The sequence below is a fragment of the Ruegeria sp. HKCCD8929 genome, from assembly GCF_013031405.1.
In the GTDB taxonomy this organism is placed as follows: domain Bacteria; phylum Pseudomonadota; class Alphaproteobacteria; order Rhodobacterales; family Rhodobacteraceae; genus Ruegeria.
Map to the genome: position 1 here is coordinate 46,222 of NZ_WPZY01000013.1, position 11,164 is coordinate 57,385.

An 11,164-nucleotide genomic window follows, 5' to 3' on the forward strand; every position below is an offset into this window, starting at 1 on the left:
TACATCTGGGGAGGCGCCGAGTTTTGGAACGAAGACGATTTCTTTTTGCCGATGCACGTATGGCACTTGGAGAGACGTTGTATTTTGGCGCTGAAGTTCCTGCTGCTCCCACCCGGGTGGAGATTTCTGACGGATGGTTCATATGAGGATGTGTGGTTCGACGAAAAACTGCTGGTCGCATGAACACACTCAGTATGAGTTCAGATAGACTTAAATTCTACAAAGCGAAATTGGTCTCGCCCATTCAATTTAGAATATGACGCTTGGGTTCTGCGCGTGCATCTTGGTGCATGTTGCAACCGAGCCTTGAACTCGTCGGTTAACACACCATTTGAACTTCGCAAAACGCCTCCGCGACCCCACACCCTCTGGCCCTTTTCGCGCGAGAAGCGTAAAGAAGGGCCTGCGCGCAACAGATGGAGCCCCGCGTTGATGAAAGAACATCGTGGCCGCCTGACCAAGGACGGCATCCGCATCTACGAACAGGCCGACTTTGCCGGGATGCACGCGGCAGGGGCGCTGGCCGCGCGGATACTCGACACCATCGCGGAACATGTCTTTCCCGGCCAGACCACGGGAGAGCTTGACCGACTGATCACCCAGATGGTCGACGAGGCGGGCGCGACCTCGGCCACCATCGGCTACAAGGGCTATCAGCACGCCAGCTGCATCTCGGTCAACCATGTGGTTTGTCACGGAATTCCCGGCGACAAGCGGCTCAAGGACGGAGATATCCTGAACATCGACGTGACCGTGATCGTCGATGGCTGGTATGGCGACACCTCGCGTATGTATGTGGCGGGCAGACTGCCGCGCAAGGCCGAGCGGCTGATCCAGGTGACCCACGATGCGCTGTTCAAGGGCATCGAGATGGTCAAGCCCGGCAACACGTTCGGCGACATTGGCCACGCCATTCAGGCCTACGTCGAATCGCACCGGATGAGTGTTGTGCGTGATTTCTGCGGCCACGGGCTGGGCCGCGTGTTTCACGCGCCGCCGAACGTGCTGCATTACGGCCGCCCGGGCACCGGCGCCAAACTGGAAGAGGGCATGTTCTTTACCATCGAACCGATGGTCAATCTGGGCCGCCCCGAGACCAAGACGCTGGCCGACGACTGGACCGCTGTGACCCGCGACAAGTCGCTGTCGGCACAGTTCGAGCATTCGGTGGGCGTGACCGCGGACGGGGTCGAGATCTTTACCCTCTCGCCCGGCGGCAAGTTCCACCCTACTTACGGGTCCTGACCTGCGTCCTGCTGTTCGCGCCAAAGGGCCAGCAGCAGGGTCTCGCCGCGCCAGGGGATCACCGCATCATGGATGAAAAGCGGCGCGCGGAGCGGTTTGGGCTCCGGCCCGGTCGTCGCGTGTCAGCATCCTGCCTGAGGCCCCATGGTGGGGCGTTCCATGCGCTATCCATGGGCGGCAGCGTATCACATCCCGGCAATCGGCCAAATTCACGATCCGTGCATTGCAAGCAGTGCAGGCACATCGGCCATGTCGTGAAACACTTCGGCGCCCAATGCGCGCAGATTTGCTCCGTCACAATGCGCCGCAAAGCCGAGGCAGCGCATACCGGCAGCTGCAGCAGCCTTGACCCCGCTTGCACTGTCTTCGATCACGATACAGGCCTCCAGCTCAGCATTCATCGCGCGGGCAGCGTGCAGGAACAATCCCGGATGAGGTTTGGCATGTCCGACGTCATGCGCGGACCAACGGCGCCCCTCGAACCGCTGCCACAGACCGTTTTGCCCGAGTGTGATCTCCATCTTGGCCAGCGGCCCGTTCGAGGCCACGCAATATTGCAGGCCGCGACGGTCCAATTGATCGAGCAGGTCCACCACGTTGGCAATCAGCGGGGTGTTGTCCCGTAGCGCCTCGAAAATGGCCGAGTAGGTTTCCGGGACCCAGTCGGCAGGCAATTCCGCGCCAAGGCGCGTCGCCTCTTCGGACGCCGATTGGATAGTCCCGCCGACAAACAGGTCAGCACTTTGCCTTGTCGAAAGGACCAGACCACATGGCGCCAACCGGTCAACGATCACTTGCTGGGCGATCATCTCACTGTCCACCAACACCCCGTCGCAGTCAAAGATCACCAGATCATGCATGTGCCATACCTCAGCCTTCCGCGCGCAAAGGCGTTTGCAAACGCCTTGGTTCAAGCGGTTTCGAAACCGCTTGAAAGCCGGTTCCACGCGGCTTTTTCCGATCGTAGAACTTCAGCACCGCCACATCAGCGAGATATGCGTGTCGCCATATTTACGCACATCCTGCAGTTCGAATCCTTCGGGTGCCTCCATCGGAGTGCCTTCTTCCCAGACCACAAGTGCGCCGTCAGCCACCCAACCGCCCACAACTACAGCGGCTAGGGCCTTTTGCCCCAGCCCCTTGCCATACGGAGGATCGAGAAAGATCAGGGCGCAAGGATCGCCGGGATTGTCTCCCAACCGGGTCGCGTCGCGTCGGATCAGATCGGTCCGGTCACCACAACGTGTCAGGTCGATATTCTTGCGGATCAGCCCCTGTGCGACGCGGCCATCATCGACAAATGTCACATCCGACGCCCCCCGCGACAGCGCTTCGAGGCCCAGCGCGCCCGTACCGGCAAACAGGTCCAGCACCCGCAGGCCATCGAAGTCGATCTGGTGGGTCAGCACGTTGAACAGGCTTTCCCGCACGCGATCGGTGGTGGGACGCAGATGCGCACCCGCATCCCCCTTGCCGACCGAGGCCAAGGACCGGCCCCGGAACTCTCCGGCGATGATCCTCACGCTTTCAGCAGCGGTTTCAGATCGGCCTCGGGATCGGCGACCACGGTGGGATCGGCATTCTTGCCCATGTCGATCAGCCGCTTGCCGACCATATAGGCGCGCGGGTCGTTCATCGCGTCCACGGCCACAAGCTGTCCGCCCTTGTAGTACCAGAACGAATTGGTCAGCCCCTCGCCCTTGCGCGTCACCACCTGATCGTAACCGGTATTCAGACCCGCGATCTGCAGTTTGACGTCATACTGGTCCGACCAGAACCAAGGTTGCGCGACATAGTCCTTGCCCGCGCCCAGCATGTTCTGCGCCACCACCTCGGCCTGGTCGATGGCGTTCGGCACGCTCTCCAGCCGGATGCGCACGCCGTTGAACGGGAACGAGGCGCAATCGCCCGCCGCCCAGATCGACGCATCCGAGGTGCGGCCCTGCGCGTTGGTTTTGATGCCGTTCTCGACCTCCAGCCCCGCCATCTCGGCCAGTTGCGTCGAGGGGGTGATGCCCACTCCGACAACGACGAAATCCACCGACAGTTCGCTGCCATCGCTCAGCACCGCGCCGGTAACCTTGCCGCCCTCGCCGGTGATCCGGTCGAGCCCCACGCCCTCGCGGATATCGGCCCCATGACCGGTATGCAAAGCACGGAAATAGTCGCTTGTCTCAGGCGCGGCCACACGCTGCAGGATGCGGTCGGCCATCTCGACCAATGTCACCTTGACCTCGCGCTTGGCGCAGACGGCGGCGGCCTCGAGCCCGATGTATCCGCCCCCCACGATCAGCGCCCGTGCGCCTTCGGTCACCGCAGGTGCAATCGCGTCCACATCCGCCAAGTCGCGGACCACATGCACGCCCTCAAGATCGCCGCCGATCGCGGCAGGCAGGCGGCGCGGGTCAGAGCCGGTGGTCAGTGCCAACTGGTCGTAGGAGATCACTTCATCCCCCAGCGTCACGGTCTTGGCGACGGGGTCAATCGCGCTGACCCGCTGGGCCAGTTTCAGCGTGATGTTCTGCTCGGCATAGAAACTCTCTGGCCGCAGAAACAGCCGCTCAACCTCCATCTCGCCCAGCAGATAGGCCTTGCTCAGGGGCGGGCGCTGATAGGGCAGAACCGGCTCGGCCCCGATTAGAGTGATCTCCCCCTCAAACCCATCCTTGCGCAACCTGGCCACCAAAGATGATCCTGCCTGGCCCGCGCCAATCACGACAATGTGGCTCATATTCCTCCCGCCCTGTAGAATACCAGTGGTCACACCCACCCGCTCAGCTATATGCCGGGGAAGACCGAACCGCAAATCCAACAATGAGGTACCCAAAGATGATTTCAATCGGCGACACCCTGCCCGATGCAACCATGACACAGATGGGCGCCGAGGGGCCCGAACCGGTCGATCTGTCCGGCAAGATCAAGGGACGCAAAGTGGTGATCTTTGCGGTACCCGGCGCTTTTACGCCGACCTGCCACTCGGCCCACGTGCCCAGCTTCATCCGCACCAAGGCGCAGTTCGACGAAAAGGGTGTTGATGAGATCATCTGCGTCTCGGTCAACGATCCTTTCGTGATGAACGCCTGGGGCGAGGCCACCGGTGCCGCCGATGCGGGTCTGACCCTGCTGGCCGATGCGCAATCCGAGTTCACGGGCGCCATAGGCATGCAGTTCGACGCCCCGCCCGTGGGCCTGATGGCCCGGTCCAAGCGCTATGCGATGCTGGTCGAGGACGGCAAGGTCTCAGCACTGAACGTCGAGGAAAATCCGGGCGTGTGCGAGCTGTCCGCGGGCGAAGCGCTGCTGGACGCGATGTAACGCGACGTGGCCCCGTTTCAGGCGGGGCCACAATTTGCCGGTTTTCCCGCGTAACGCGAACTCAGCTTGTTGTTATTCTGATTTGAGAGAATACTTTCCTGTATAGTAACAGGAGTTATTTCCATGAAATCGAAAGTACTAGGCTTGGCCTTATGCGTTTCGGGTCTGCTTGCCGCTTGCGCGCCTGCACCGACACCTCAGGCGCAAGCAGCACGGCAACATGAAATCGCCTGTCTGAGCGGTAGTGTCGTTGGTGGCCTCATCGGCGGCGCGATCGGCAATCAGTTTGGCGGCGGGTCGGGACGAGATATCCTGACGGCGGCAGGTGCCAGCGCCGGCGCCGTATCCGGCAGCAGATACGCGTGTTAACGGGGGGTTCGACATGAAACTTGGAACAACGCTTGCGGTTGCACTGGCCATGACCGCCTCGGCGGCCCTGTCACAAACGGCGGGCATGACGGATGCCCAACTGTCCGCGATGGACAAGGACAAGGACGGTGCCGTGTCCCGGGGCGAGTTCGACGACTTCTCGGACTATGCGTTCAAGGCAATGGATGTGGACAAGAGCGGCGCGTTGAGTTCGGCTGAGACAAAACCTCATTTCGATCTCGCGACGTTCAGGCAGCTTGACGCCAACAGCGACAACGCCGTTTCCAGTGCCGAATATCGGGCACGGATGGCCAAGGATTTCGAGGCGGCGGATCAGGACGGGAACGGATTGCTCGACTGAGTGACAGCGCCCCGCCTGCAGGCCAATGTTACCCTGCATTGGCCTGGTGTGAGTTGGCGCGAGCGCCTGGCCCTTTCTTGTGCCAACTGATCGCGCCAGTTAACCTGTGGTTGTCCCACATGCCCGAGAGGTCGTCATGACCAAGTGGAAACTGTATCCCCTGATATGCGTGCTTGCCGCCTGCGATGTGCCCAGCGCCACGCTGGTAACCGGCAGCGATGGGCAGACGCTCATCCAGATCAACAGCGGTGATCTGACATGTTACAACAGCGGCTGCCTGAGGATTGACGCAAACACGCGCAGCATGCAGTTGATCGGTAACCGGCGCACGCGTGTGCCCCGAGGGATTGACGTCAGCGACGGGCTGGTGACACCGGAAGAGTTTCTGCGGATGCGGCAAGCCGCAATGCTGGCCGGTGGCCTGACCTCCCCGGACAATCGCTAGCATAAGCTGTCCATTTTGCGCGCCAGTTTGGCATCCAGCGCCGATACCCCGCCGACGTCATGGGTGCTGAGCACCACTTCGACCGTGCGGTAGATATTCTTCCATTCCGGATGGTGATCCCATTTCTCGGACCAGATCGCCACGCGGGTCATCCAGCCGAATGCGTCGACAAAACTGTCAAAGATGAAGGTCTTGGTGATCGCATCGCGGTCCTCGACCATGGTCCAGCCGTTCTTGAACAGAGGGTCCAGAAGCGGGCCGCGGGTCTCTTCCGACAGAAGTTCGGTCATTGCTGTTCCTCCGGAGTCGATTTCCTGAACGGACCGTAGTCGGTCAGAATCTCGATTTCATCGCCAATCGCCGCGCGTTCGGCCTCAAGATACCGGGCCACCGCGTCTGCGAAACCGGAATCACCCACCCAATGCAGACTGTGGGTCTGCGTCGGCAGATATCCGCGCGCCAGCTTGTGTTCGCCCTGCGCGCCCGCTTCGACCCGGTACAAGCCTTTGGCGATCGCAAAATCGATGGCACGATAATAGCACAGTTCGAAGTGCAGGCAGGGATGATGTTCGATGGCACCCCAGTAGCGGCCGAAAAGCGTCTCGCGCCCGACGAAGTTCAGCGCCCCGGCGATGGGCTGTCCGTGGCGTTCGGCCAGCACCAGTGCCACATCATCCGCCATGGTGTGGTGCACGATGTCGAAGAACTCGCGCGTCAGATAGGGTGAGCCCCATTTCCGCGAGCCGGTGTCCTGATAGAATACCCAGAAGGCATCCCAATGCTCGGGCCTCAGATCAGGCCCCGTCAGCGTTTTGATCTCGCCACCAAAGGCGCAGGCCTGTGCCCGTTCCTTGCGGATGTTCTTGCGCTTGCGCGAGGACAGGGCGGCGAGAAACCCGCCAAAGTCGCGATACCCATCGTTCAGCCAGTGAAACTGCTGCGAGGCGCGGTGCAGCAGGCCCATCTGCTCGCCCGCCCGCGCCTCATCTTCGGTGCAGAAGGTGACATGCACCGAGGACACGCGGTTGTCGGCGGCAAGCTGCACCGCGCCCTGCACCAGCGCCGACATGCCGATCCCCTCATACCCCGGGCGCACCAGCAGCCGCCGACCCGTGGCCGGGGTGAAGGGCACCGCGATCTGCAGTTTGGGATAGTAGCGCCCACCCGCCTGTTCATAGGCATGGGCCCAGCTATGATCGAAGATATACTCGCCCTGACTGTGCGACTTGGCATACATCGGCGCCGCCGCGATCAACATCCCATCGAGATAGGCGGTCAGGTATTGCGGCCGCCAGCCGGTGCCGGGCCCGACCGAGCCGCTCAGTTCCAGTGCCAGCAGAAAGCGGTGGGTGGTGAACGGATCAAGGGGCCGCCCGCCCCGGGCGGCCTCGGGACAGGCACAGGCATCCCAGTCCTCTGCCCCGATCTGATCGAGGGAGCTTAGAACCCGAACTTCGATCTGTGCCTGATCCATGTGCCCTCCGCGCCTGAACAGTATCTGTGGCCGGACAACCCCGGATCAAGCCGAATGCGCAGCCAGATACCCCTCGAAGGTCACATTGTCGGCAACCTTGCGCGCCTCTGCCTCCTGCTCGGGCGAGCGGATCGTCCAGCACAGGATCGGCACACCGCGCGCCTTGAGTTCCTGAACGCGGGGGCGATTCAGGTCATGCCATTCATGGCTGATGAAGCTCGCCTGCACCCGGTCGAAGTCCGGAATATCGCGGAGGTGATCGCGAACGGCCTGTGACAGTGGCCAGTTTGAGCGTTCGTAAGCGCTGGTAACGATCCCGCGTGGGACGTCCGGCATCAGACGCGCCATGGCGGCGGTGCTGTTGGGGTTGAAGGACATGATTGCAAGCGGACCGTCATAGGCCGAGAGCATCGCCGCCGCCGCCTCTTCCAGCGCGCCGACGTCAGTGCCCATGCCGCCATCCTGATCCTTGATCTCGACCAACAGCGGCACCTGACCCGCGACCATGTTCAGCACCTCGGCAAGCGTCGGGATGCCCTCGCTATCGGAATGCAGCAGCGACACCGCCTCGGCCTCGGCCGCGGTCAACCGGCGGATCGGGCCGGGCTGGCCGGTCAGGCGCGTCATGTCATAGTCGTGAAACACCATGGCCTGACCATCAGCGGTCAGTTGCAGGTCGATCTCGATCCCGTACCCGGCCTTGATGGCCGCGCGGATCGCCGCGCGGCTGTTTTCAGGGCGCCCCTGCGTGATGTCGTGCAGCGCCCGGTGGGCAATCGGCACGTCCAGAAAGGCGCGTGGCAACTCCGGCGTCATCGGATCTCGAAGATCCCTTCGATCTCAACCGCAACGCCCAGCGGCAGGGCCGCCGCGCTAACCGCCGAGCGCGAATGCCGCCCGGCATCGCCCAGCGCCTCGACCAGAAAGTCGGACGCGCCGTTGATGACCTGCGGCTGCTGGGTGAAATCGGCGGTCGAATTCACAAATCCGGTTAGCTTGATCACCCGCACCAGCCGTTCGATATCTTCGTCGCACGCGGCCTTGACCTGTGCCAGAAGGTTGATCGCACAGACACGCGCCGCCGCAGCACCTGCCTCGACCTCCATACCGTCGCCCAGCTTGCCGGTGATCAGGTCGTCATCCTTCGAGATCTGGCCCGATACATAAACGATGTTGCCGACACGCACGAAAGGCACATAGTTGGCCGCCGGTGCCGGAGCGTCCGGCAGGGTCACGCCCAGGCTTTCAAGTTTTGCTGCGATGCTCATGAGTCGCGTCCTCCCACAATCAGGTTCCGGCGGACGCTAGCCGGGATCGAGGCGGTCGAAAAGCCCGAAACCGAGCACTACCCACAGAGAATTGACCCCCGCCCTACCATTCGCATGGGCAAACGCCCCGGCCCTATTCCATGCGCGTATCTCCTCTCATCCGGTCACGCTGATAGGTGTGCCGCTTTACCTTATCGCCTGAGCGCGATACATGCTTGCCTGTTTCATATCCGTCACTCATCCACTATGTGTCAGCAACACCGCGCCAATCACATTGAACCCCGGGCGATTATCTAGTTTGACCTGGCTGCGCCGCCGCCTAGCCGCCATGGAGTACCCAAGACCGTGTTGACCAGTCAGTTTATCAAGTCCCTCTGCGCCCTGGCCTTGGTGGCGGCCCTGTCGGCCTGTGCCCAGCAACCGCCCGAACAGGCCTCGCGCGGTGAGATCCATGACCCGTACGAGAACACCAACCGGTCGATTCATGCCTTCAACCGCGGGGTGGATCGGTACTTCTTCCGCCCGGCGTCGAAGAGCTATGTGAGGATCTTTCCTGATCCGGTCGTGACGGCGTTCAGCAACTTTGCGCGCAACCTGTCCACACCGGGGCAGGCCGTGGACTATCTGCTGCAGGGGAAACCGCGCGAATCCGGCAGTGCCCTGCTGCGGTTCACCGTGAACACGATCTGGGGCATCGGCGGCCTGTTCGATCCGGCCAGCGAGATGGAGATCGCGCGGCCGGACACGGATTTCGGTGAAACTCTGCACACTTGGGGCTTTGGCGAAGGCGCTTATGTCGAACTGCCGCTTTACGGCCCCTCGACCACCCGGGACGCGGTGGGTGTGGTGGTAAACCTTTTCACCAACCCGATCGATTTCGCCCCGACCCGGCCCGCCGACAACCTCGGTCTCTATGCCGAGGTTGTGCGCCGCATGGGGGACCGGGGCCGTTATTCGGACACGGTCGATTCAATTCTTTACGGCAGTGCAGACAGTTACGCCCAATCGCGCCTGATCTACCTGCAAAACCGCCGCTTCGAACTGGCAAGTGGCGACGACGACGCCTATCTAGGCCTTTATACCGATCCCTACGCCGCGGTGAACGGAGAAGACGCGGCCCCGGATCCGTATCTCGACCCATATGAGGATCCATATGCAGAGTAACATGATGAACCGCCGCCTTTTCGTGACCACCGCGCTGGCCGGGGCCGGCCTTGTCGCGCTGCCGGTGCCCGCACTGGCGCTGAGCGAGGCCAGCGCCGTCAATCTGGTCAACAGCGTGGTCGCCGAGATCAACAAGGTGATCGCCTCGGGCAAATCCGAGAATGCGATGCTCAGGGATTTCGAGAAGATTTTCGTGCGCTACGCGGATGTACCGATCATGGCGCGATACGCGTTGGGGGCTGATGCCCGCAGCGCCAGCAAGGCGCAGTTGCGGCAATTCACCCAGGCATTCCAGGGCTATATCGCCCGCAAATACGGTCGCCGCTTCCGCGAATTCATCGGTGGCGAGGTGAACGTCAAGAACGCCCGCAAAATCCGTGCAGGTTATGAGGTGCGCAGCACCGTCAAGCTGCGGGGCGAAGCGCCTTTCGAAGTGACGTTCCTGGTCTCAGACAAATCCGGCAAGGACAAGTTCTTCAACATGTTCATCGAAGGGGTGAACGTGTTGCTGACCGAGCGCACCGAGATCGGCGCCATGCTGGATGCACGCAAGGGCAATCTGGACCGCCTGATTCAGGACCTGCCCAAGGCAGGCTGACCGGTTCTGCTCATCGCGACAATGACAAGCCCGCACCCCATGGTGCGGGTTTTTCTATGCGCTAGCGGCGGGTCGGCTTTTCCTGAGACATAAAACGGGCGATGGCCTCGCCGGGCATCGCATCGGCGGCGTAGGTGAAGGTTCCGGTGGTCAGAACCTCATCGGCAGCACGTCTCAGCGCGCCCAGCGCCGCCCGCGCAAAAGAGCCGCCGACACTGATCCGGCGCACCCCTGCCTCGGACAGTTCTTGCACCGAATAGGTCGGGGCTTGAAGCCCCATGACCACATTCACTGGCTTGTCGACCGCCCGGCAGACCGCCTTTATCGCGTCGATATTAGGAAGGCCCGGAGCATAAAGCACATCCGCGCCCGCCTCGGCGAACGCGACCAGGCGTTGGATCGTATCGTCCAGATCGGGACGGTCCCACAAGTGGTTTTCGGCCCGGGCGGTCAGCAGGAACGGCAGATCGCGGGCTGCCTCGGCAGCCGCGCGAACGCGGTCAACGGCTGTGTCCATCTCATAAATCGGATTGTCGGGGTCGCCGGTCGCGTCCTCGATCGAACCGCCAACCAGTCCGATGTCACATGCCATCCGGATCGTCTCGGCACAGGCCTCAGGGGGCGCACCAAAGCCGTCCTCAAGATCAGCCGATACCGGCAAGTCGGTGGCGGCGACGATTTCCCCCGCGTTGGCCAGCAGTTCCTGTCGCGACAACGCAGCAGAGGAATCGCGCCTGCCTGCCGAAAACGCGTATCCCGCGCTGGTGGTAGCGAGGGCGGCGAACCCCATCGAGCTTAAAATCCGGGCGGTCCCAGCATCCCACGGATTTGGCATCACGAAAGCGCTCTCACCCTGATGCAGCGCTTTGAACTGTTCGTATTTCTCGGTCTGATCTGGCATCCGCTCACTCCGAAATTGCCGTGG

The 11,164-nt window shown here is 62.0% G+C and carries 15 protein-coding genes; 7 read left to right on the top strand and 8 right to left on the bottom strand.

Annotation, left to right across the window (positions count from 1 at the left end; translation table 11 throughout):
• The first annotated feature begins 432 nt into the window (after positions 1-432).
• The gene (gene map, locus GOX53_RS18405) at positions 433-1,245 is read left to right on the top strand and encodes a type I methionyl aminopeptidase (protein ID WP_171178889.1); all 813 of its coding nucleotides are present in this window, start codon (positions 433-435) and stop codon (positions 1,243-1,245) included.
• Positions 1,246-1,454: 209 nt separating this feature from the next.
• Here the strand turns inward: map and GOX53_RS18410 are convergent, their stop codons facing one another.
• The 3 genes from GOX53_RS18410 to GOX53_RS18420 all read right to left on the bottom strand — a co-directional run bounded on the left by GOX53_RS18410 (position 1,455) and on the right by GOX53_RS18420 (position 3,976).
• Positions 1,455-2,105, bottom strand: coding sequence for an HAD family phosphatase (locus tag GOX53_RS18410; RefSeq protein WP_171178891.1), 651 nt, complete (start codon positions 2,103-2,105; stop codon positions 1,455-1,457).
• 111 nt (positions 2,106-2,216) lie between these two features.
• Positions 2,217-2,768: a 16S rRNA (guanine(966)-N(2))-methyltransferase RsmD gene (rsmD, locus tag GOX53_RS18415; protein WP_171178893.1), complete on the bottom strand. Its 552-nt coding sequence runs from the start codon at positions 2,766-2,768 to the stop codon at positions 2,217-2,219.
• Positions 2,765-3,976 carry an NAD(P)/FAD-dependent oxidoreductase gene (locus GOX53_RS18420; protein WP_171178895.1) on the bottom strand — a complete coding sequence of 404 codons (1,212 nt, stop codon included), beginning with the start codon at positions 3,974-3,976 and terminating at the stop codon, positions 2,765-2,767. Before GOX53_RS18420 ends, rsmD begins: the two co-directional genes overlap by 4 nt.
• Before the next feature lie 98 nt (positions 3,977-4,074).
• Between GOX53_RS18420 and GOX53_RS18425 the strand changes: the two genes are divergently transcribed.
• The 4 genes from GOX53_RS18425 to GOX53_RS18440 all read left to right on the top strand — a co-directional run bounded on the left by GOX53_RS18425 (position 4,075) and on the right by GOX53_RS18440 (position 5,735).
• A complete protein-coding gene (locus tag GOX53_RS18425; protein ID WP_171178897.1) occupies positions 4,075-4,560 on the top strand; it encodes a peroxiredoxin in 486 nt (161 codons plus the stop codon).
• A gap of 123 nt (positions 4,561-4,683) precedes the next feature.
• Positions 4,684-4,929, top strand: a complete 246-nt coding sequence (locus tag GOX53_RS18430; RefSeq protein WP_171178899.1) for a glycine zipper 2TM domain-containing protein — start codon at positions 4,684-4,686, stop codon at positions 4,927-4,929.
• Between the two features lie 13 nt (positions 4,930-4,942).
• On the top strand, positions 4,943-5,290 hold the full coding sequence (locus tag GOX53_RS18435; RefSeq protein ID WP_171178900.1) for a hypothetical protein: 348 nt from the start codon (positions 4,943-4,945) through the stop codon (positions 5,288-5,290).
• A gap of 136 nt (positions 5,291-5,426) precedes the next feature.
• Positions 5,427-5,735, top strand: coding sequence for a hypothetical protein (locus GOX53_RS18440; protein ID WP_171178902.1), 309 nt, complete (start codon positions 5,427-5,429; stop codon positions 5,733-5,735).
• Here GOX53_RS18440 and GOX53_RS18445 read toward each other — a convergent pair.
• The 4 genes from GOX53_RS18445 to GOX53_RS18460 are packed head-to-tail and all read right to left on the bottom strand — an operon-like array spanning position 5,732 to position 8,477.
• Positions 5,732-6,025 (bottom strand): 4a-hydroxytetrahydrobiopterin dehydratase, encoded by a 294-nt coding sequence (locus GOX53_RS18445; RefSeq protein WP_171178903.1) that lies wholly within the window; start codon positions 6,023-6,025, stop codon positions 5,732-5,734. The genes GOX53_RS18440 and GOX53_RS18445 overlap by 4 nt on opposite strands.
• Entirely contained in the window at positions 6,022-7,209 is a 1,188-nt protein-coding gene (locus tag GOX53_RS18450; protein WP_171178906.1) for a GNAT family N-acetyltransferase, read from the bottom strand. The genes GOX53_RS18445 and GOX53_RS18450 overlap by 4 nt, the downstream gene beginning before the upstream one ends.
• 45 nt (positions 7,210-7,254) lie before the next feature.
• Entirely contained in the window at positions 7,255-8,025 is a 771-nt protein-coding gene (locus GOX53_RS18455) for a glycerophosphodiester phosphodiesterase family protein (RefSeq protein WP_171178907.1), read from the bottom strand.
• Positions 8,022-8,477, bottom strand: a complete 456-nt coding sequence (locus GOX53_RS18460; protein WP_171178909.1) for a RidA family protein — start codon at positions 8,475-8,477, stop codon at positions 8,022-8,024. The genes GOX53_RS18455 and GOX53_RS18460 overlap by 4 nt, the downstream gene beginning before the upstream one ends.
• Before the next feature lie 345 nt (positions 8,478-8,822).
• Between GOX53_RS18460 and GOX53_RS18465 the strand changes: the two genes are divergently transcribed.
• On the top strand, positions 8,823-9,641 hold the full coding sequence (locus GOX53_RS18465) for a VacJ family lipoprotein (RefSeq protein ID WP_371810354.1): 819 nt from the start codon (positions 8,823-8,825) through the stop codon (positions 9,639-9,641).
• Positions 9,631-10,239, top strand: coding sequence for a phospholipid-binding protein MlaC (locus GOX53_RS18470; RefSeq protein ID WP_171178911.1), 609 nt, complete (start codon positions 9,631-9,633; stop codon positions 10,237-10,239). Before GOX53_RS18465 ends, GOX53_RS18470 begins: the two co-directional genes overlap by 11 nt.
• Positions 10,240-10,300: 61 nt before the next feature.
• Here GOX53_RS18470 and GOX53_RS18475 read toward each other — a convergent pair whose 3' ends face one another.
• On the bottom strand, positions 10,301-11,140 hold the full coding sequence (locus GOX53_RS18475) for an oxaloacetate decarboxylase (RefSeq protein ID WP_171178913.1): 840 nt from the start codon (positions 11,138-11,140) through the stop codon (positions 10,301-10,303).
• Positions 11,141-11,164: the final 24 nt, after the last annotated feature.

Excerpts from the sequence above, each read along its gene's own strand:
- map (WP_171178889.1), top strand. The coding sequence starts at position 433 with ATGAAAGAACATCGTGGCCGCCTGACCAAGGACGGCATCCGCATCTAC.
- GOX53_RS18410 (WP_171178891.1), bottom strand. The coding sequence starts at position 2,105 with ATGCATGATCTGGTGATCTTTGACTGCGACGGGGTGTTGGTGGACAGT.
- GOX53_RS18475 (WP_171178913.1), bottom strand. The coding sequence starts at position 11,140 with ATGCCAGATCAGACCGAGAAATACGAACAGTTCAAAGCGCTGCATCAG.
- GOX53_RS18425 (WP_171178897.1), top strand. The coding sequence starts at position 4,075 with ATGATTTCAATCGGCGACACCCTGCCCGATGCAACCATGACACAGATG.
- GOX53_RS18450 (WP_171178906.1), bottom strand. The coding sequence starts at position 7,209 with ATGGATCAGGCACAGATCGAAGTTCGGGTTCTAAGCTCCCTCGATCAG.
- GOX53_RS18445 (WP_171178903.1), bottom strand. The coding sequence starts at position 6,025 with ATGACCGAACTTCTGTCGGAAGAGACCCGCGGCCCGCTTCTGGACCCT.
- GOX53_RS18430 (WP_171178899.1), top strand. The coding sequence starts at position 4,684 with ATGAAATCGAAAGTACTAGGCTTGGCCTTATGCGTTTCGGGTCTGCTT.
- GOX53_RS18455 (WP_171178907.1), bottom strand. The coding sequence starts at position 8,025 with ATGACGCCGGAGTTGCCACGCGCCTTTCTGGACGTGCCGATTGCCCAC.
- GOX53_RS18435 (WP_171178900.1), top strand. The coding sequence starts at position 4,943 with ATGAAACTTGGAACAACGCTTGCGGTTGCACTGGCCATGACCGCCTCG.
- GOX53_RS18460 (WP_171178909.1), bottom strand. The coding sequence starts at position 8,477 with ATGAGCATCGCAGCAAAACTTGAAAGCCTGGGCGTGACCCTGCCGGAC.
- GOX53_RS18470 (WP_171178911.1), top strand. The coding sequence starts at position 9,631 with ATGCAGAGTAACATGATGAACCGCCGCCTTTTCGTGACCACCGCGCTG.
- GOX53_RS18420 (WP_171178895.1), bottom strand. The coding sequence starts at position 3,976 with ATGAGCCACATTGTCGTGATTGGCGCGGGCCAGGCAGGATCATCTTTG.
- GOX53_RS18440 (WP_171178902.1), top strand. The coding sequence starts at position 5,427 with ATGACCAAGTGGAAACTGTATCCCCTGATATGCGTGCTTGCCGCCTGC.